The organism is Leptothoe spongobia TAU-MAC 1115 (assembly GCF_018739885.1).
GTDB lineage: Bacteria > Cyanobacteriota > Cyanobacteriia > Phormidesmidales > Phormidesmidaceae > Leptothoe > Leptothoe spongobia.
This window is the reverse complement of sequence record NZ_JADOES010000023.1, coordinates 24,456-45,190: the sequence shown is the minus strand read 5'-3', so window position 1 is coordinate 45,190 and position 20,735 is coordinate 24,456. Positions and strand designations below refer to the sequence as shown.

Genomic DNA, 20,735 nt, shown 5'->3' with positions numbered 1-20,735 from the left:
CAATGAGATTTTTGTATTGATTCGCCAGACCGCATCTCCTCTCAATCCCAGGATGCAATGTTGGAACAGTCGCGGTTTCATTGCATAGGCGGTCTAATGGGATAGGTCTTGTGTAGTACTTCATGGATAAACGTAAAGTCGAATTAATTTTTGGTATAGATCTCAATTCGTTTGATGCAGATCGCCAGGAATTAGAGAGAAAACATCAAGACACTTTGCAAAAGATGCAGGCTGGCATTGATGTCGGCACTAGCATGAGCGGGGTGTTTCCTCCGACTCCATCACCATCAGCAAGCCATGATGCGTTGCAGGGTGCGTTAGGTGCTGCAGGAGATAATGTCCCGTGGCAAGAATTAATCAATGCAGTTCGTAATCTAACCGAGATTACGTCGCAGAGTGCTGAAACATCTCGTAAGGCGAATGAAACAGCTCAACGTAATCTTGCCTGGCAACAAGCCAATGCACTACTAAATCTGGGCAACCAAACTGTTAATCAAGTCGCTCAGGGTAACTTTTTTGGTGCTGCCGGTGGTGCGATCGGTGGGTTACTCGGTTTACCGTTTGGGCCTGCCGGGATGGCTGCCGGTGCCAGTATTGGCGGCATGGCTGGTAACTTCTTACAGGGGTTATCGACTGGGGCCGGTGGTGCTCGCGCCTACACTGCCGATGCCACGGACTTAGCCAGACGGTTTGGTGGCATAGATCAACTGTCGCCACTGCAAGACTATGGCCTGGGTAGTGAGCAAGGGTATAAGGCAGAAGAGACCCTATCCCAGATGGGACGACTACAGGCAACCCGTATTGCGGGTAGTGCTGGTGAAGCGGCTGAACTGGTCCCCGCTATTCAGCAGCTGACTCGGGCACTGGGCCTGAATGCTGAAGCAACCATAGACCTGTACCAGGGCTATGTACAAACCGGTGGCGATCGCGGGGGCGCAGAGTTCCGTGATTACATGGCTCAAGTGGTGGGCGGTGCCATCTCGGCTGGGTTTGAGTCCAATATCCAGATGTATGGCGAGCTGATGAACTCGGCTCGTACACAGTCGGTGGCTCAATCTGGCTCACTGATGAGCGATCGCGCCTTTGGTCAGCTGCAGGGCATTTTGGCTAACCTGACCGGGACGGATTCACGGGCATCACGACTCTTTAGAGAAAATCCCCAGTTTGCTCAGGCTGGGATGAACACCTATCTGTCCATGGGTGGGGCCGGTGATCCATATTCCACCCAGGCCGGTTACTTACGGCTGGCTGGTGTGGCTGAACATCAAATTGACCGTCGGTTTACTAATCAAGAAACCCAAATGGCCAACGCTGGTAAGGCCATGGATTTCTTGGGCGATCAGATGATGCAGTATTCCGGCATGAGTCGGGAGCAGTTTCAGGCGGCGGCCGACGCTGATCCTAATTTTGTTCGCTCTCAAATGGCCGGTAACGTCAACCTGCAACGGTTGATGGGTACCCAACTCCTACCTGGTCTCATCGGACGAGACGCCACTGCCCAAGATATGAGAGCCTTCGAGCAGCTATCTAATATTGCGATCGCAAACGGTGGAGCTTTACCAACGGGGACAGCCGATGGTGCGGGTCAGGTCGATAAGCTGTTGGCTCAGTTGAATATGTCGCCTGCAGACCAGGCGCGACAGGCTGAAGCAGAACGGCACAATAAGCAACTGGAAGTAATGGCCAACTTCCAAAACTTGATGACTAAGACCGATGAATGGATGGCCAATATCTATGGATGGATATCTGAGAATTTAGACCTAGCGGCCATAGAAGAGACCATCCTATCTGTGATGGACCGGTTTGGTACGTTTGTCGGTGAAACGGCCATACCGTTTATTACCGATCAGGCAATCCCATTTGTTCAGCAAGGACTGGAAGCAGCTCAGTCCTTGGCTCAATGGGCAAAGGATAACAATATTGCTGAGCGGCTTGGCGCACTTGGGAGCGCTGCCGGTGATGCCATTGGCGGCATAAAGAATAGTGCTGTTGGCCAAGTTATCCAGGATGCTAACCTGGGTCCCCTGGATTTTATTGGTGGCCCCATAGGGGCTTTCAATGTCACTCGGAAATTGGGCAGGGCTATTCATGGCCGATTTAATGACACACCTGGTGATGGGGTAACGGCTCAGCCTGGTTACAACACATTCCAGTTTGCCGAAGGTGATCAAGTCTTCGCGGTTCAGGGTGGTGGTAATACCCTGGGCGATCTGCTCCAGGCTTTAGAAAATCTCCTAGGGTTAGGCACTGAATATACAGAACTGACCAAAGAACTGCACGAGGAAAAACAAACCCTGGCCACAGAACAGTTTGATGTACTTGCCCTATCCGGTGAGCATCATGCTCAGATCACCGAATACCAAGCAGAACAAACTGAAAAGATATTTCCGTTAATGGAAGCTCATCTGGGTGCGATCGCAGATGCCGTCAACCTGATGCCATCCGTTGATCAATCACTTCGAGATTTGATTGGGGTAACGGTAGATATCGCCACGATGGTGAACACCCTGCAGAGTAATGGCGGCGGTGGCATGATGGGTGCTGCTATGGGTGGAGGTTCAGGTGTAGCGCAATTTCCCATTAGAGGGATGACCCTGGACGATGCCAGAATCACATCCGGATTTGGGTGGAGAAACATCTTTGGTCGTCGAGATTTTCATGAAGGCATCGACATCGGTGTTAGTGGTGGAACGGATGTCCTTGCCGCTAGGAGTGGTGTTGTCTCGCAAATTAAGCCCCTGGCCGATCAGCTGCAAATTGCGGTTGAGTCAATGGATGAACAAGGCCGAAAAATTGAAGAGTGGTACATTCACACATCGGATTCACTGGTCGAAGTAGGCGATAGAGTGACTGCAGGTCAAAAGATTGCAGAGGTAGCTTCAACGACCGCAGCGGCAAGGGCAGCGCAGGTATCTACAGGAGATCATTTGGATTATCGGGTCACTGTTGATGGTGACTGGGTGGATCCGATGACCATGCTAAAAGGTCTGCCCGCTGGTGGTACTGCACCAAGGTCGATGCCAAATGGTGTAATGCCAGAGGGTCTGACTGTTAAGGGTCAAGCTATCAGTTCCGATCAATTTTCTATTGCTCAGCGCATTTATCAGCACGGCAGTGAACTTGGAGCTAGTGATGATGAGATTAGGGCTGCGATCGCAACAGCTATTCAGGAGAGTACTTTAACCAACCTGAGTGGTGGAGATAGGGACAGCTTAGGAATTTTTCAACAACGTCCATCCATGGAATGGGGCTCAAGAGGTCAGATTCAGGATTTAGACTTTGCGATCGAATCTTTTTTTGAAGGGCGTGGCTCTAATCCAGGAATGATCGACAATCGAGGTCGAGCCGGTGGGGATGCTTATTATCAGTCCCATCTCACTCAACGCAGCGCCCACCCTGATGCTCCAAGACAATGGGATCAAGAAGCACAAAACTTGATGAATGCATTTCAAGGCAACAGCAGGGTGGCTCGTAACAACGCATCTGCCTATGTTCCACCTTGGGAAAGGAGTGGTGGTGGACCTGACGGAGGAACCAGAGGATCTTCCACTGGTGGGCCTGTGACTCTCAATATCACAGTGAATGTGAATGGGGCCGGTAGTAATGCGCGACAAGAAGCGTACGAAGGGGCTACCGCTGCTGTTGATGAGTTTGAACGACAATGGCGTTCTGGCTCTAGCAGAAGTCAACCAGAATCTGCCAGTGACTACAGTTACAGCTGATGCGATCGTGTACATTGCCGATTTGTACTAAAGCTTATTCTCTTCTCATCTCCATTACGACTTCCCGAATGCCTGCGGTAATTTCGCGAAAAGCTTCATCTTGATTAGCCCAAGTAGTGATGGGCTGGTGTTTTTTAGGTAAAACATCAAGCTGGCTAAAGGGAGCACCGGCCCAATCTACAGGACGAAGAAGAATAGGAATGACACAAGCCTTGCCTGCCTGGTGTCGTTCCATGGCTCTTTTGATTTCGAGGGAACAGGTGTCGTCAGCGAGAGAATTGGCGCTAATCAACAGCAGAATGATGTTGGCGATGTTGAGGTGTTGGTTGATGATTTTCGCGGATTCGTCGCCAGGAAGAATTTGACGGTTATCCCAATTTATAATCACGCCCTCTCGTTGCAAAAAACTGAGGTGGTCAATCAATTTATCTTTCAAATCTTTATCTTTTGAGGCATAGGAGAAGTAGAGCAAAATAGCTTTATCTGATTGGACGAAGCCACTGGCTATTTCATAGTTATAGAACTGGAAACGATCTTGAATGGCTTCAATGATAGGTGCAAAATTATCATCTGCTATGAACTGCCGTTGATAAAGAAAAAATAGGGTTGAAGGTGTCCCACTTGTCTTTAACGCTTCTGCAGCACTCCAGCGAACATCGTTGTCTGAGTGTTCCAGAGCTTTGAGCAATCCGGGAATTACGGCCTCACTGTCGCCTATTTGTCCTAAGGCCTGTGCAGCTCTCCTGCGGACATCAGTGTCTGAATCCTCCAGAGCTTTGAGTAATCCAGGAATTGCAGCCTCACTGCCTATTTTCACTAAGGCCTGTGCAGCTCTCCTGCAGACATCAGTGTCTGAATCCTCCAGAGCTTTGAGTAATCCAGGAATTGCAGCCTCACTGCCTATTTGCCCTAAAGCCTCTGCAGATCTCCTGCGGACATCAGTGTCTGAATGTTCCAGAGCTTTGAGTAACCCAGGAATTGCAGCCTCACTGCTTATTTGCCCTAACGCCTCTGCAGCGCACCAGCGGACATCAGTGTCTGAATGTTCCAGAGCTTTGAGTAATCCAGGAATTGCAGCCTCACTGCCTATTTGCCCTAAAGCCTCTCCAGCTCTCCTGCGAACATCAGTGTCTGAATGTTCCAGAGCTTTGGGTAACCCAGGAATTGCAGCCTCACTGCCTATTTGCCCTAAAGCCTCTGCAGCCCACCAGCGGACATCAGTGTCTGAATCCTCCAGAGCTTTGAGTAATCCAGGAATTGCAGCCTCACTGCCTATTTGCCCTAAAGCCTCTGCAGATCTCCTGCGGACATCAGTGTCTGAATGTTCCAGAGCTTTGAGTAACCCAGGAATTGCAGCCTCACTGCTTATTTGCCCTAACGCCTCTGCAGCGCACCAGCGGACATCAGTGTCTGAATGTTCCAGAGCTTTGAGTAATCCAGGAATTGCAGCCTCACTGCCTATTTGCCCTAAAGCCTCTCCAGCTCTCCTGCGAACATCAGTGTCTGAATGTTCCAGAGCTTTGGGTAACCCAGGAATTGCAGCCTCACTGCCTATTTGCCCTAAAGCCTCTGCAGCCCACCAGCGGACATCAGTGTCTGAATCCTCCAGAGCTTTGAGTAATCCAGGAATTGCAGCCTCACTGCCTATTTGCCCTAAAGCCTCTGTAGCTCTCCAGCGGACATCATTGTTTGCATCCTCCAGAGCTTTGAGTAACCCAGGAATTGCAGCCTCACTGCCTATTTGCCCTAACGCCTCTGCAGCTCTCCTGCAGACTGAAGTGTCTGAATCCTCCAGAGCTTTGAGTAACCCAGGAATTGCAGCCTCACTGCCTATTTGCCCTAACGCCTCTGCAGCGCACCAGCGGACATCAGTGTCTGAATCCTCCAGAGCTTTGAGTAACCCAGGAATTGCAGCCTCACTGCCTATTTGCCCTAACGCCTCTGCAGCGCACCAGCGGACATCAGTGTTTGCGTCCTCCAGAGCTTTGAGTAACCCAGGGGTTGAGGCTTGAGATACATCTAAGAACGTTGAAGCATTCTCTGAAAACTCTGAGGAATTCTCCTTCGAGTTCTGAAAGCTCTGAAATTCTCTAGGTCTGGTTTGTTTAATTCTCTCCAAACTTTCATTGGCGGTCCTTTGAACATAAGAAACTGGATGTTGTGATGCTTTAGCTAGAACCTCAATAGCAGCTCTTGAAGAAAGTCTCTCAAGAATATGTGCTGCTTGTCTTCGGATTTCAAACAATTCACTTTCCAGGGATTGAGCAAGCGATTCGACAGCGCTCTCTGGATAGACTTTAGTCAGAAGCTCAGTCTTAAACCAATCAGTTACTTGTAGCTGATTAATGACCTGAATGGTTTGCTCTTGAATAGTCGGTGGAGCACTACCTGCAAGTTTTGCCATTAAGATCAAATCAACAGCTTGAGCTAACTCAATAATGTTGATTGCCCTAGCTTTATCATTTGAATGTTCAAGCAATGCTATCAGAACAGAAAAAGGTTCTGTCCACTTTTGATAATTGAGATACTTCTTTTGCAATTCAGTATTGCTTATTTCTTTACGGTCTAACAGTTGCAGCACATACTCAGCTGCATAGTATTCCTGAATCAGTTGATGGCGAAATTCAAGTTGGTCACCAGTCTCTTGAATCAGATGATGCTCAAGTAAATCATCCAAACACTCTGCCGCCCTGTCTCCTGGATCAGTCACCTTTCCCTGAAAAAATCGCTCGAAAATGCTTCTGGCTTCGTTACAAGGAATAGACACCAAAGCTGACGGTGGTGAAAGCGGGTGAGGGGGATTGGCTTCTGGTTTACCTTCTATCATCACAAATGCTAGATATTGCATTAGCTCTGACCACCAGCGGCGTGACTCCTTCGAAACAGGCACATCTTGCTTCAAGTTGCGCTCATATCCTTGGGTAAACTGGCGAAAAACCATGCCCAAGTTGGATGGAAGCTTCCCCATCTGCTGAAACAGGCTACAAAGCATCCACAACAGTAAAGGGGTTTCTGCAAAGCTGCGCATCCGACCTTTTAACTGATGCAGTAGTTGCTCCCCTTGATTCGGCAAATAAGCCATGACAAACTGCCGCATCTGTGTGTCGCTCAGCGGCTGCATCTCCAGCTTTTTTGTTAGCCCAAAATCGCCACCAATGCTCAAATCACGAGTGGTAAAAATCATCGGGGCTTGGGGATAATCTGTCTGGAAACGGAGTACATCCTGTTTAGCTGCTGTGGAAGGCAACTCATTCAAACCATCCATCAGCACCAAAATGCGTCCCTGCCTCAGAAGGCTAGGCAAAGTGGATTCATCCATCTCCAGGGCTGGATCATGACGTTTAAAGAATGCCAGGATTCGACTCAATACCGACGTATTCCAAAATCGCAGCTCCACAAGTACCGGAATCGGTTCGGAGTCATCAGACCGTTGCTGAACCCGAGATGCTTCTTCTAATACAAGCCTCAGCAACGCTGTTGATTTACCGGACCCCGGACGTCCGACCAGCAATACATGGTCATTTGCATATTTACGAATGCCGTCCAATACAGGTAAGAGTTCCGTTGACTCTCGTTTTTCCTGGCATGAATTAACGTCAGAACCAGCCAGTTCTCCTTCTTGCTGAACTGTTTGCACCATTAACCCAAAGTCGAAAGGCGAAGAAATGACCTGCCCCTTTTCTGTTTGTCTAACTTGCCCAACGGCATCAGTTAAGGCATAGAGTTTCCACCACTGCTTATAAGTCGTGACCAGGGACCGTAAGTAGCACTCAAAATTAACCTTCATGGATTTTAGTAGCCGGATGAGCCACGGCTCCTAAAAGGAGCAGTTTTGATTCCCAGTTTGGCATTACTGCTCACAATTTGCCTAGTTTGCAGACGATGGAGCAATAAGTATTTTCAGTTTTGATATGGATACCACACCCATTTGAAGATCGCGATCGCCAGAAGTGCGATCATTATGAAGCTTGGCAAGTCACCGCTTTTGGTCAACGAAGTCTGACCAATCCGTAGAAACGTTATTGAAAATTGATGCCATAGCGCACATCCAAATTGCCGCGTCAGGGGCTCCCACAAAATCCGCTCCCCAGTTATGGATAGCACCTTCGTTGTAGCCTGTGATTCGTTAGTTCCTTGACGCAGAGCTTACGATATCCACGCTTTTCAGTAGTTGTATCGTAATAATACTGCCGGTGGTGACTACTTGTAAGCCGGGCTGTCACAATGGTAAAAACCGTTCCCCGCTACAATCCATCTACTGACCTGAACCGTGAGCAGCACTCAGCCTCTATCCGGTTCGATATTCGGGTAATGACTCGGGCTGGTGAGGTGCTAATCGACTTTGGTGAATTCGGAGATCTCATCTCCTACAACGATTCGCTATCGGTGGAATCGCCTGCGGGGTCTTTCAACCTTAAGATGCGGGCAACGCTGGCCAATGAGGAGTTATTAAAAAAACTCCATCCTGGCATGTTGGTTGAGGTCTACTGCGCCCGTAATGCAGACCCACTGACTAATGTAGAGGCGTTTGTACCGGCCATTGGAACACCGCGAGTATTTCAGATACAAGAAGATGGTTCAGGGTTGGCTGAGGAATTTAAACCATTAGAAGGAGCGGTGCAACCTCCGCCAGAACCAGAGGAAGCCGACTACCTGGATAACGCACCTTATTTACTAATGCGTGGAGTGACCACTGCCTATGGCCGGTCTACTACCGTGGCGGCTGGTTCGGGTGCCGAGACTCTTCTTACCTTGTCTGGCGAAAGCTACGGCAAAGTCTATCGAGACGCTCAGATCCTGGTGGATGAAAAAGCGCCAACGGCTTTGGGTAAGGCCCTGGAAGTACGCAACAGCACTCAGGCACCGTGGACGGTGGTCCCTCTCTATTACGGTATTCTTCGCCATTGGATAGAAGATTTTTGGGATGAACCAACCGGATGGGAAGCCCGCACCAGACCCATTCCGGTCCCCCCTGACATCATGGCCAAAATTTCAGAGGGATCCGCCTGGGCTGCCTTGCAGTATCTCAGCGTTCAGGGCCTGTTTCACATGTTTGTGGACCACACTGGTGCAATCTGCTGGGAGAAGTTACCCTACTCAGCCAAGTGTGATGCCCTAATTGATGAGCCACTAAAGTCTTTTGGCTCCGGTGAGCTACGAAACTGGGAAGATTTACCCCTAATCGAAGTACCCAGCTGGATGTTAACGACCTGGGCCGATCGCATTAGTGTAGACCGGTTAGCCAACTACATTCGAGTGCAGCTAACTCAGTATGGTGGTGCAGCTGCCGGTGGGTCTAGCCTACATGCTGGGCAGGTATACAACATGGGCTCCATCCGACAGTATGGTGGGCCACGGAAAATGGAACTGCTCTACCCTGCCAGTCGGGGCACCATCGCCCTAGAACAAGTCACTGACCAGACCGATAGAGATATTCGTTTGCGATCGTTTATGGACCGCTGCGCACTGGAAATTGTAAGATGGTACGATAGGCCAGTCCAGCGATGCATCCTTGGCTTGAGAGGAGATGCGGTCTGGCGAATTAATACCAAAATTTCAATAACAGAAGATTGGGCAAACCGTCATGCTATCCCTGGCGAGTACTATGTTCTCTCCCGTGCTCACAATATCAATCTGCAGGCTGGCAATTGGACCACTCAGCTAGAATGTGTTCGCGATCGCAGAACTCGGTATCTAGGGATTGGGTTAGAACCCGTTGAACCGGACACGATGGGCACCGAAGAAGATGGACTGGAGCTACCCACCGAACCAGATGAATACTGGTGGTTTGACGTCAATGCCCAAGGTGGTAGCAACATTGTTCGAATTGAAGATTGGGAAGCATTGGTAGACCCACTAAGGCCAGTGTGCGAAGAAGAATCAACTGAGGAAACAACCGAGACGCCAAGTGAACAACAATAATAGCCAGCACTACACCGTACTCACTTATGATCCGGTGTTACGTCTGTGTAGCTTGCAACCATCCTCTGAAACACCAGGGGGCATCCTTCGAGATGTCCCCATTGCGTGTTGGTGGGGTGGTAGTTGGCTCAAACAGGCTCAACATCAGCCAACCTTAGACGCTACAGATGTATCGAGTTGGCCTCAATTACCGCATGGGCCACAGTGGGGTGAAGCTTACCCTGTGCAGCCTGGCGACTGGGCCGAAGTTGTTTTTATCAATGGGGACCAGTCCGCGCCAATCATTACAGCCTTCACCCATCAAATCGGTTGGTGGGGGGTTCCCGATGTTGCGCGAGCAATGGGGGAGCCGACAGAAGATAGATACGACTTGCTGCATCCATCCGGGGCATGGATGCGGATCCAGGGCGATGGCACATGGGTGATCACAACACCCAGCATCGACACACCAAGTTGTCGTATCACCATCAGTTCATCAGGGGACATCACCATTGATGCTGGCTCAGTCACTGTCAATAGTGATGCATTCACCGTTAACGCGAGCGCCATTGATCTGAACGGCCTGACAAAGGTCTCTGGCAAAGAAGTCACCGTAATTGGTGGCACAGATTCAGCAGGCCATCCAATTGTTAATTCGGGACAATAATCACCATGGTTTTAGGATTCATCAAACCGCTAGCTAAAGCATTTGTTGATGAGATCGACTCACGATCGCTTGTTGAGCGTGGTGTCGATGCACTGGCTAACCGACTTCTGGACAATGATACGGTTGCCAAATATCTAGGAAAGCTCAATCAGGTTACTTCTGTCATTGCTGCTCGGTTTGATGGCTTGGGCTATAAAGGGGTTCTCCTGAAGAACCTTGTAGCAGCTCAGCTCAGCGATATGACAGACGACATTCCAGGGCTAGAAGCCGCATTAGCGCACGGTGACAAATTCCTGGGACTGATCTTTAAGCAGCTAACGCCAGAAATCCTGATCGATGCCATCAAACCTGTACTTCGTCGGGTTGCGATCGCAGCGGTACAAGAGCTGAATGACCTGGTTGACGGAAATGAAGGCAGTACGGCAGTTGATCAAGGGAGTAGCGTATAAAACCAAGAAGTACGCGACATGCCACGTAACAGAGCGACATCACCTATCTTCTTTCGCCATGTAGGTGCGACAACTCGTGATGTGTATCTGAGGGTAAATCCTCAGGCTATTCGAGTTCAGCAAGGGAATAAGGGATCTGTTGTGGATACCCTTGGCGGATATTTCCGAGAGGTATTGCACAGCCCTAACCCAGAGAGAAATGGGCTGATGTTGCCCGATCTCACCATTGAGTGTGAGACGGGTGTAGGGTATCGGGATGAGCTAGCAAAGATTGCCTGGATCTGGCGGCATCATGCCGACTTGAAGGAGGACGGAACGCCAGCCGATACCTATTTCCTTGATTTTGTTGATGAAGATACACTGGCGTTTGCTGGTGGCATCTTCTCAGAGGATTTGCAAAAGGCATCCCTGAAAGCCAATGTGAATTCTCCGTCTCCACCTCGGTTGCCTACTCCGCTAACTGCCATTTCACAGTTAGCTAAGCTCAAACCGCTTTCCAAGAGTCTGGGGGCAAATCGATATAGACCAAGGGCATTTCTGATCGAGATTCTTAGCTTTGCCTGGGATGAATCAGTGAGCGATCCATATCGCATCCGATTCAATTTTCGGTGTAAAGTCCTCCAGGATCTGTTCTGGAAAATCGATGACAAAGTTGGCTTTACCCCCAACAAAGGATTTGCCGCTGCTCCAGGGTTTGGTCAGGGTGCTAGCGTTGGCGGGAAGTCTGTTCCCAGCATTGATCGCAATGGGGCCAATTATCCGTTAAATATATCGGCTCAGGTTGGTCAAATTGGTAGGGTATTAGAGAATTTTTTTCCTTCTTTACAACAGCCTACTTATGCCGAGCAAACCAGTTATTCTGGATCAACCAACAGTGTGCTGAACACTGTTTTAGGAATGACCGGCCTGGGACAAAATCAGGTGGCTCAGAAGCTTCTGAATCAAGGACAGTCGTTGTTTTCTCGTCAATCAATTCCGATCTATCCATCGGGCACCGTTGAGCAACGAGATGATGTGGTAGGAATACTCACTGATTTGCTCAATGGTTCCATTGTTCCTCAAGCGCCATCAGGGGGTCAGACAGTGGAGGTGGGCGGTTTTTCGGTCCCCGTCCTCTCGCTATCTCAATCGGTTCAAGACATCAATTTACAGGATCTAAAACTATGACTCAGAACTACATCGGTACCAAGTTGATTACAGCCTGGGAAGAGATTGCTAGCAAGAATACTGGAACCAGCAAGACAGGCGATCCTGGTTATGCCGTTAAGTATTCGGATGGGTATATCAGCTGGTCTCCCAAGGCTGTTTTTGAAAATGCTTACTTACCCATTGGTCCAGATGAGCCGACTGGATTTATTGGCCATGATGTCGTTGAAGATTTCATTGTCAGTCATGAGGTACTGTCAACAGATGATTCAGTGACTGTTCAGGCTACCTTGGTCAATCAGATAGTGATTGCACAAACAGTCGAAAAAGCCTCGCTCACTACTTTCAGCAGTGGTGATTGGGCTGAAGTAGCAGCACAGCGAGCGTCACAATTGATCGAGGCAGAGGTCACTAAGCATCTAACGTTTTTGTTGGCTTGTGCTCAGAATGGGATCTCATTTCCCCAGATTAAGGATGAGGACATTGAATTCTCAGATATGGATACAGAAGAAATCTTTGACGAAGAGTAATCTAAATGCCTCTGCTTGTAGAGTCTGAATACACAGTTGAAGCGCTGCAGGCGGATATTCCTCTACAGCGCTCAGCTGCCAACCTGATTCAGCTGCAGCTAGTTGCCCTGTCTGAGGGGTTAGAGCTGCAGCTGAATCCATCTTTAGCAACCGGTGATGCAATCTCAAATGAACATGTCTGTGCTGCATTTGAGACGCTTCCGATCATCAGTACTCAATACTATGGATCGCCAGACCGATGGCAGGCGATCGCAGCGGAAAACAATATTGAGTATCCCTATACCGTAATCCCTGGCCAGGTGTTAAAGATTCCGCCAAATGAGTAGCCTGATTGAGCAACGCTTGGAAGAGATCCATGGCCTGGATCTTGCCTTTGATGCAGCGACCAATGGTCCCCAAGATGTGTTGTTTTTGGAGACTGATTTTGAATATGCCACTGGGCTAAATGCGCTTGTTCAAGAGATATACCGAATTTTTCTGACTCCTCTGGGGTCTTTGGTTGATGACCCTGGTTATGGCATTGATTTATCGATGATCGGCCAGGCAAATGACCCCAGGATCACGATTGGTCTGACTCGGGTGGCGTTTCTGAATGCATTGCAGCACTCAAGCTTTCAGAATCGTTTCACAGTGGCCCAACTGGATGTGGAGTATAGCCAGAATCAACCCAATGCACTATCCGTTACTGGGCGATTAGAGGTAAATGGTTTTGAGGAGTTGCTAACCTTCCAGCAATTAGTTTCATCAAACTAGCACAGCAGATAAATTTCCATGGCATTAACCGTTTCCATCCCTCATGTCTCAGCCAACAATCTCCATCATCAATTTCCCAACCGGTGCCACCGTTGCACTGTCACAAGCGGGCAAAACACTGGATGTTCTTAACAATGCAACTTCTCCCTACACCTACCTCACCGACCCGTCCGAAGATGCTGTTTATCAGTTTGTTGTTAGTGCCAGCGGATTTCAGGATTTCGTTACCACATTAGATATATCTCAGATCTTAATTGCTTCCTATGTGGGTATTCCAGCCAATAATGAGCAAACGATTGATGGTACATATATCGACTTCTACGAGTTGATGGCAGCAGATGCGGCATTCTTACGAATAGTAGGGACCGATATATCTTTGAATCGTCAAGGGTGGAGTCTTGCCAGCTACAAATCAGAATGGAACACAGCTGTCGTTGCCGATGGCCCATTAGCAGCCGAGATATCAGCCTGGTCTGGGTACCTGGTGACGACTGGGTACTCATTCATCTCGTTTAATGCCACCACAGGGGAGGTCGCGTAACGATGGCTCCTCCAACGTTCACCGGATACACCCAAATCCTAAACATTCAAACTTTAAGTGGCGCACAGATAACCACAGATTCTACCTACGGGTCTGTCACGTTCCAAAGTAACCAGGGTCGTGTAAGGATCTCAGGGATTACGAATGTCGGGGTTAACGGGTATTTAGAAATAGATTTAGATGCACCAACGAATCTTTCTCAGTCTGTTGTTATATTTGGAGTTGAGCATAACTTTGATGGAGATAGCCTTTTAAGGCTTGGGTTTAGTTCAGGAGTCACCCCAGATCTCAACTACAGGGTATGGGATATTAGCCCAGAACTGAGGTTAAACCGGTATCAGATAGTCCTCGATCCAGGTTTAGCGACGGGTGCAACTGATACGGGAACTTTTGTTCCAACGGATGTGAGGAGAATCCGGTTAGAGTTTTTTGATGCGTCGAATAAACAGTTCCAAATTTACTCAAGCCCTCTTGTTGCCCCGAAAAGCACTGGATTGATTGGTGTGGGTGGGGATGGAGTGACGCCCCTAACCCTAGCATCGTTTGTTGAATTCCTCACAGAAGGTTACTACGGAATACTGGCAACGGGCTCATCCGATGTTTACAGTATGGAATTCTCACCCGTGAGAGAACTGGGTAACTATGTAGACATGCCAGTTCCCATCACCCTTGGCGATGGTGGGGTCACCCCAACGTTGATTAGCGTCGTTGCAGCTGCGATCGTCGCCGATACCCCCAATCAGTCAGGAGGCTTAAATCCTCCTAAGTTTGTCGGAGCATTAACGTATCGAGTAAATTTAGCGACCGCTCAAACCTTTACTTCGTTTCAAATCCTAGGGTCAAGTGCAGGCACACGATTTGAAGATAATTCCAGTGTCGCAAACACTTACCAAGCTTTCTACACAAAAGCGCTGTCTGGGGCAGACTTAGGCTTATCGACCTATGATGGCCTAGCTGAAAATTCAACTGGATTATTTTCGAGCCGGGGAGCTTTGTCGTTACGTTTCAACAACGTAACAGCTGCACAAGTATTGGAGTGGAGTTCAGCCACATTAACCTCTCTGGCAGGAACAATCTTTAATAGCCCATTAGCGACGAACTATATATCCTTCCTCTCAAGCATTCCAGATGGGTCTAGTCTCGACTTAACAGGGATTTCAATCACCAATCCTGCAACTGGAACTGCATTTTTAACGGACGTTCCTGCCAACGAAATTTTGACGTTACAGGTTAGCGCGAGTAGTGGATTTTCTCTATCTGATGTGACCAATAATGGGGCTGGAACCGTAGTGGTGTCAGCCCCAAGTGTCACATTTGCAGCGCCAAATTTGACGAATGCTGAATTCAACAATATTCGTTGCCGTGTTTCCCTGGTACCCGGTGGAGCTGTAACCCTGAATGATAATGGTTCCATTGCCACGGGTAGGGACTCATTTGAACCGAGTGCCGTAGATCTGGCAAACAATCACATAACACTTACAGGTATCGCAGGGAAGCTAAACAATAACAGTGTCATCCGTGTCTATGGGACCGACGTGCCCGCTCCCTTGGATGTGAGAGCGGTTTACTATCCATCGACCGATTATGACGGGAGCAATAACTTAAAACTTGCTGCTAGTCCTGGTGGAGTCACCATAGATCTCACAGACCAGGGTTCTAACCCGGTCCCGGATAACGGGTTCGGCATGGGCATTAGCCCATGGACTGAATTAGATATCCAGCTCATCACATCAGGAGCTTATACGTTCGATCTAACTGCTGCTGCAACATCAGCAGGGGTGACGCTTGCGACAAACGATATTCTCGTATTTCAGGCCATTCATCATGACACCCCAGGCACAGGTGGTAGTGCAGCGATATCCCACTACGCAGAGGAAGTTTTTAGTTATCAGGGGGTGTCCATTAAATCGCTGCGGTCATTATCCGAGAATTCTCAGGCCATGGCACTGCTCTCTGAAATTGGAGCTGACGGTAGCCAAGTGACGGGTTATGTATTCGATGCTGACACCCCTGGTAAAGTTCAGATCGATGCTTCAAAGACAACGATTGATACTCGCGAATTGGTTGCTTATTACTACTATGTCCAGTGGTTGGAAGCTGGTATACGAAAAATCAGAGGTAATGTAGAAATCAACAATCTCAATAGCATCGCGATTCGAGGGGCTTTCACGATTCAGGCTCTAGCGAAATCAACTATTTCAGGCCCCTATATCGAAAGGCTTGATGGTAAATCATTCATTGCCGATGAGAGTGCTCAAATTACCCCATTCTTTGAAGATACTCGGGCTGCCATTGTTGAGAAAGAAGTCGCGATTAATCTTCCAGATGAGTTTGCTGTGGCCATCCAATCCATTTGGGCGATCGCAGCTCAATTATTGAATAAGTCGGGTGGCGGATCAGGGTCGGGGGCTTCGGCAGCAGATATTTACAATTATTTTGCGACCGGGGTTCGACCGGATATCTTCAAGGCTAATGTTTCTGGTCTGAGTACCCATGGGCCAGCAGACGTATGGACTCAGCCTACCCGATCATTGACGGATAAGGTTGGATTCGGTCTTTCCACCATGGAACGGTCCACCCTAGCCACACAGATAGAAGCTGCTCTACTAAATGAAGGCGATGGCCAACAACTGATTGACGCTATCTTGCAGGTCATTAATTCTAATCTTGATTTACCAGCATTGGAGCTAGCTGCGATCTCAACTCAAGTACGGACAGAGTTGTCCCCTGAATTAGGTCGGTTAGATGTAGCGGTATCCAGTCGTCTAGCCAATGCAGACTACACAGCGCCATTGAGTTCAGCTGGGATTCAATCTGCCTTAACTTTGTATGGTGCTGCAACGTCCACAGATGTTGGCAATGTGATTACTCATGGGGATGTAAATTGGTCTACTGCGACTGGGTTTAGCACCCATGGGCCAGCAGACATATGGACTCAAGCAACCAGAAGCCTGACGAACGTCGTATTTCCATCTAACTTCGATGGGTTAATCAATCAAATTTCTATCGATACAGCAGCTGTTGCTCGGGGCAGATTCAAGGTTAATGCCACTGGGACTGGCACTCAATACAGATTTGATGGGGATCCATTGCAGGCATTTAACTTCTTGAATGCAGATGGAGAGCTAGCTAATCCGTTAGAAGAACAAATTTTTGAGAGGGTACCTGTATGATGTTTCCGTTTGGAATTAATCTTGGTTCTGTTGGTGCTTCGTCGGGCTCAACAACAGTTGTCAAAGAGGTTTCTTTTGAGATCAACCTTGCTAAACCCGTGATTGAGATAGAGCTATTGAAACCCTCAAAAAGAATCTCTTTTTCTGTTGATTTCTGTTGCGAAAAATGAGTTTTAAGGTTGCTCCTAAGCATGATTTCTATACAGGCAGTAGTTTGCCTGTATCTATAAAAGCGACTGTTGAAGGAGATCCCTTATCAACATCAACTACGCTTAAGGTTGCACTAATAGATACGAACGATTCGAAGAAAGAGAGCAAGCAGCTAACTGATGCTGTCGAGCTGACGTACAATTCGCAGACCAAAGCCTGGGAAGGTGAATTCCCTGAGTCTGAAACAAATAAGCTACTCGCCAATCCTTCAAGCCCTGGCAGTGTCTTGAGGTATGAGCGTGTTGTTTTAGAGATTAGAGCAGGCAGTATGACGGCACATAGAGCACTCACTGTAGGGAGAGGAGTAATCGAGTGAGCGATCGCGTTGATTTTCTGACCTGGCAAGAGATCTTAGATAAGCTACTTAGCCTGCTGCCTCCACAATGGAGAGCAAACTTCACGGGTAAAGTACTAAAGCGATTACTGGTCGCATTTAGCCTTTCCCTGGAAGCACTCTATGCTTTGTTGGCCAAGGTCTTGAGGCTTGCCATTATTTCTACCTCTGAGGGGCAATGGCTGAGGGCTCTAGTGGCTGGGTTTGGAATGGAGTCTTATGCCGGTGTAGCTGCAACCGCTCAATTGCAATTTAGTCGATTTGGCTCAGTCGATACAGATGTAGTGATACCGACAGGGACAGAAATCCAGGCAGGTAATGGGGCCAGGTTCACGACAGATCTGGAAATCTCGTTAGTGGCTGGCCAGAGTGAGGTACTTGTTCCGGCTACCTGCACACTACCTGGAACCATAGGCAATATTGCGACCGGTGAGGCATTAGAGCTAAAGACCGGCATCCAAGGGATTGACGAGGTTAGCAATCCCTACCCAGCTATAGGTGGTGTGGCGGCTGAGTCTGATGCGTCTATCCGTTCTCGAGTTCCGGTTTACCTGGCAATGCTGCACCGGGCAACTATTCCAGCAACCGAAGGTGCGATCGCATCAGATCCGGTCACTTATCCAGACGTGATTGATTTTCAGACTGAGCGCAATGCTGGGGTACCTGGCTACTTTCGTGGGGTAGTGACTGAGGCAACCAATGGTGATGCTTATCAGCCTGGGCAATGGTTCGCCGCGACAGGCTTTACCCAGGTTTGGTACACGGTCATTAGCTGGCCTGAGATAAACGGCTTGGTCAAAGTGGGCTGGCCATGTAAGCGATTTGGTGAGGTAACCAGGGATGAATCTGGCAAAGAGGTATGGTCAGCATCAGCCAGTATTGCCGGTGTGGAGCAAGGGTTTTATCGGTGGTTTTTTGATGCCCCTACTCAACGGCTCTACATTCGCACCCAGGGGCAGGATCCAAACACCCTGGAACTAGTGCTCTTAACCGGTATTACCTGGCGCGTGCTGCAAGACTTAGAAAATTCCTGGGCTGCTAATGGGGTCCATGTGGATGTGATTGTCTAATGGCTGACCAACTGCAGGCTTATACCGAATTATTTGATCACCTGCCGTTCAAATGGTTCAAAGAAACTCGCCTTACCCAGTCGGGACCCTTTCATGACCTGATCTGGGCCTTGGCCGGTGCGATCGCAACCGCACGATGTTCAATTGAAGCGGCAAGGGGTCAGGCGATTCCATCGCTCTCGTCAGATATATGGTTATCGCTCCATATGTTGGGCATCGGTTTGGACCGGGGTGCCAGCGAAACAGATGAGCGGGGTAGGGCTCGATATGCACTGGAATTTAGCCATACTCGCAATACCCGTGAAGGACTACTGAGGATTATTGAGTTCTACTCAGGACTGGAGCAGGGGGAATTCAGGTTAGAGACGGATTTTGCTGCGGGACAGTACGGGGCACTCAGGACCGTCATTGATGCCCCTACAAAGGCATGGCCTGATATTGATTTTGGCTGGCTTGATACCCTGGGCCAGCACTATGTAGCGAATGGGATTCAGGTATCGGTTGATATCGATCTTAAATGCCTGCGATCGCTCAGGTTTCCGGTGTATGAATATGTGACTCCGTTTCCAATGGCTTGGGGTCAGTTGGGGCCACTGTACGAAAGACCAGCATTTATTGATGAGCGTCGGCTGCGAATATCAAGAAACCAGCTCGCCTTCATGCAAGACTCAGCCTGGGCCAGTGAGAAAGCGTTAGCGACAGACCGATTTGAAATCACCCATAACCAAGGTCAGCCTGGCAATCAATATTTCTATTTGAGAGGAGACTGCGAGGAAGTAAACGGTCAATGCACTCCGTATATTTGCATTGACTATCTTCCTAGCGTGGTGAACGACGCGGATTTTGTATCCAGTCTGGCCAGGCCAATTAGATTGGATGGGTTTGATTATTGGGATACCTTTCCTCGGTGCGGTGCCCAAGTGCAGATTCGCCAAGAGTCCAGCACGATTGAGATTAATGGAGCACCACCGCTTGATGTATTTTCAACCTTGCCAGAGCAAGAGAACTACGAAATATCTCCCGTCTCCCTGGATGAGGCAATAACACTATTGTCAGCTGATGACTACAGCTTGCCTACATTAACAATTGAGTACTCGTCTGTTTTGATCGCTGGCCAGCAATTTGGACAACTATCGAGATTTACCTATTGTGCAGAGACGATTGTATTGCCGGTCAACGAAGAAATAGAAATACCCGACTACCTGACCGTTTCATTTGAGGAATATAGACCGGTCGTGGCTCAGTTTGAGTCATCCTGGCATGTTCGGGGAAACTACCATGCCATATCTCTTTACAGCCTGGAACCAGTGGAAGAAGTGGCGGCGGCGGATATGTTGCTGGATTCAGTTGATGATTCACCGCCAGGCATTGAGTTTAAAGATACGCCTCCATTGGTGGCTGATTTTCTTGAATATCAAGGCTATTGGTTTGTCTATGGCGCGGATCTGTCTACGGTCAGCCAAGTCTGCGACGACACCACTCAGCTGGTGAAATCTGGCTTTATCCCTAACGTAAATGCGATTTTTACTCGGGGTGAAATTGCTGAGTTTCTAGAAGTGATAGGGGTTACCATCACGGCCCAAGAAAATAGTGCTTTAGAGCTATTAGGTGCTGGGCCATGGGAATTAAAACTAGGGATCGGTGATGCTCGCTGGGGTGATATTCCCCCAGCAGGGACATCCCGCATCACCCAACCGATCGCAACTCACTACCCAAGCTCAGTCTGGTGGTTTGATCCAGATTCAGGTGAGAAATCACAAGCCCCGATCATTGGTCTCGACGGGAATGCTTATTTGGCGGTTGAATTTCTCTTTGAGTTTAAAGATACTCAGCTGATCAGAGAGCTGGAGCTAACCATCGGCTATGCTCCACCAGTTTTTTTGGTTTCCTTACCGGATCCAGATGCTGTTTCCTTACCGGATGCTATGTCCTTACCGGCCTCGGACAGCCTCTCCTTGGTAGAACCATCATCTGAGTATGAAATAGAACAATTTCCAATCCTTGATGTAGCCGATTATCGGCGTATGGCGAAAGTGGATGCCAGTGGCAACCTTGGCATTATCTACAAGATTGCTGCCAGGCTATCTGATAGTAATGAGATTATCGATCCAACTGAGCAACTATTGTTGCCTGCCTTCAGAGCTGGGCAGAGTGCGACTGGAGATCCACTCCGAGATCAGGATTATCTGATTGCTGCATAAAGCGCACTATAATACCGTTAAATACTTTGATCGATAAT

15 protein-coding genes are annotated in these 20,735 nt (G+C 48.7%); 14 read left to right on the top strand and 1 reads right to left on the bottom strand.

The annotated features are described in order from the left end of the window. Positions 1-122 precede the first annotated feature (122 nt). The gene (locus tag IXB50_RS12745; protein WP_215609356.1) at positions 123-3,722 is read left to right on the top strand and encodes a M23 family metallopeptidase; all 3,600 of its coding nucleotides are present in this window, start codon (positions 123-125) and stop codon (positions 3,720-3,722) included. Positions 3,723-3,756: 34 nt separating this feature from the next. On the opposite strand, the gene IXB50_RS12740 is transcribed toward IXB50_RS12745, so the two are convergent. Beyond that, a complete protein-coding gene (locus IXB50_RS12740; RefSeq protein WP_215609355.1) occupies positions 3,757-7,509 on the bottom strand; it encodes a HEAT repeat domain-containing protein in 3,753 nt (1,250 codons plus the stop codon). Between the two features lie 437 nt (positions 7,510-7,946). Between IXB50_RS12740 and IXB50_RS12735 the strand changes: the two genes are divergently transcribed. The 13 genes from IXB50_RS12735 to IXB50_RS12675 are packed head-to-tail and all read left to right on the top strand — an operon-like array spanning position 7,947 to position 20,697. Further along, entirely contained in the window at positions 7,947-9,644 is a 1,698-nt protein-coding gene (locus tag IXB50_RS12735; RefSeq protein ID WP_215609354.1) for a hypothetical protein, read from the top strand. After that, positions 9,631-10,290 (top strand): hypothetical protein, encoded by a 660-nt coding sequence (locus IXB50_RS12730; RefSeq protein WP_215609353.1) that lies wholly within the window; start codon positions 9,631-9,633, stop codon positions 10,288-10,290. The genes IXB50_RS12735 and IXB50_RS12730 overlap by 14 nt, the downstream gene beginning before the upstream one ends. 5 nt (positions 10,291-10,295) lie before the next feature. Continuing rightward, a complete protein-coding gene (locus tag IXB50_RS12725; protein WP_215609352.1) occupies positions 10,296-10,739 on the top strand; it encodes a hypothetical protein in 444 nt (147 codons plus the stop codon). 18 nt (positions 10,740-10,757) lie between these two features. Continuing rightward, entirely contained in the window at positions 10,758-11,906 is a 1,149-nt protein-coding gene (locus tag IXB50_RS12720) for a hypothetical protein (RefSeq protein WP_215609351.1), read from the top strand. After that, positions 11,903-12,415, top strand: coding sequence for a hypothetical protein (locus tag IXB50_RS12715; protein ID WP_215609350.1), 513 nt, complete (start codon positions 11,903-11,905; stop codon positions 12,413-12,415). The genes IXB50_RS12720 and IXB50_RS12715 overlap by 4 nt, the downstream gene beginning before the upstream one ends. 5 nt (positions 12,416-12,420) lie before the next feature. Then, a complete protein-coding gene (locus IXB50_RS12710) occupies positions 12,421-12,741 on the top strand; it encodes a LysM peptidoglycan-binding domain-containing protein (protein WP_215609349.1) in 321 nt (106 codons plus the stop codon). Next, on the top strand, positions 12,734-13,168 hold the full coding sequence (locus IXB50_RS12705) for a hypothetical protein (protein ID WP_215609348.1): 435 nt from the start codon (positions 12,734-12,736) through the stop codon (positions 13,166-13,168). The genes IXB50_RS12710 and IXB50_RS12705 overlap by 8 nt, the downstream gene beginning before the upstream one ends. A 43-nt stretch (positions 13,169-13,211) precedes the next feature. Then, on the top strand, positions 13,212-13,709 hold the full coding sequence (locus IXB50_RS12700) for a hypothetical protein (protein WP_215609347.1): 498 nt from the start codon (positions 13,212-13,214) through the stop codon (positions 13,707-13,709). A gap of 2 nt (positions 13,710-13,711) precedes the next feature. Beyond that, positions 13,712-16,882 carry a hypothetical protein gene (locus IXB50_RS12695; protein ID WP_215609346.1) on the top strand — a complete coding sequence of 1,057 codons (3,171 nt, stop codon included), beginning with the start codon at positions 13,712-13,714 and terminating at the stop codon, positions 16,880-16,882. Continuing rightward, on the top strand, positions 16,879-17,052 hold the full coding sequence (locus tag IXB50_RS12690; RefSeq protein ID WP_215609345.1) for a hypothetical protein: 174 nt from the start codon (positions 16,879-16,881) through the stop codon (positions 17,050-17,052). The genes IXB50_RS12695 and IXB50_RS12690 overlap by 4 nt, the downstream gene beginning before the upstream one ends. Then, entirely contained in the window at positions 17,049-17,408 is a 360-nt protein-coding gene (locus IXB50_RS12685) for a hypothetical protein (protein WP_215609344.1), read from the top strand. Before IXB50_RS12690 ends, IXB50_RS12685 begins: the two co-directional genes overlap by 4 nt. Beyond that, entirely contained in the window at positions 17,405-18,496 is a 1,092-nt protein-coding gene (locus IXB50_RS12680; RefSeq protein WP_215609343.1) for a baseplate J/gp47 family protein, read from the top strand. Before IXB50_RS12685 ends, IXB50_RS12680 begins: the two co-directional genes overlap by 4 nt. After that, a complete protein-coding gene (locus IXB50_RS12675) occupies positions 18,496-20,697 on the top strand; it encodes a hypothetical protein (protein WP_215609342.1) in 2,202 nt (733 codons plus the stop codon). Before IXB50_RS12680 ends, IXB50_RS12675 begins: the two co-directional genes overlap by 1 nt. The last annotated feature ends 38 nt before the right edge of the window (positions 20,698-20,735 follow it).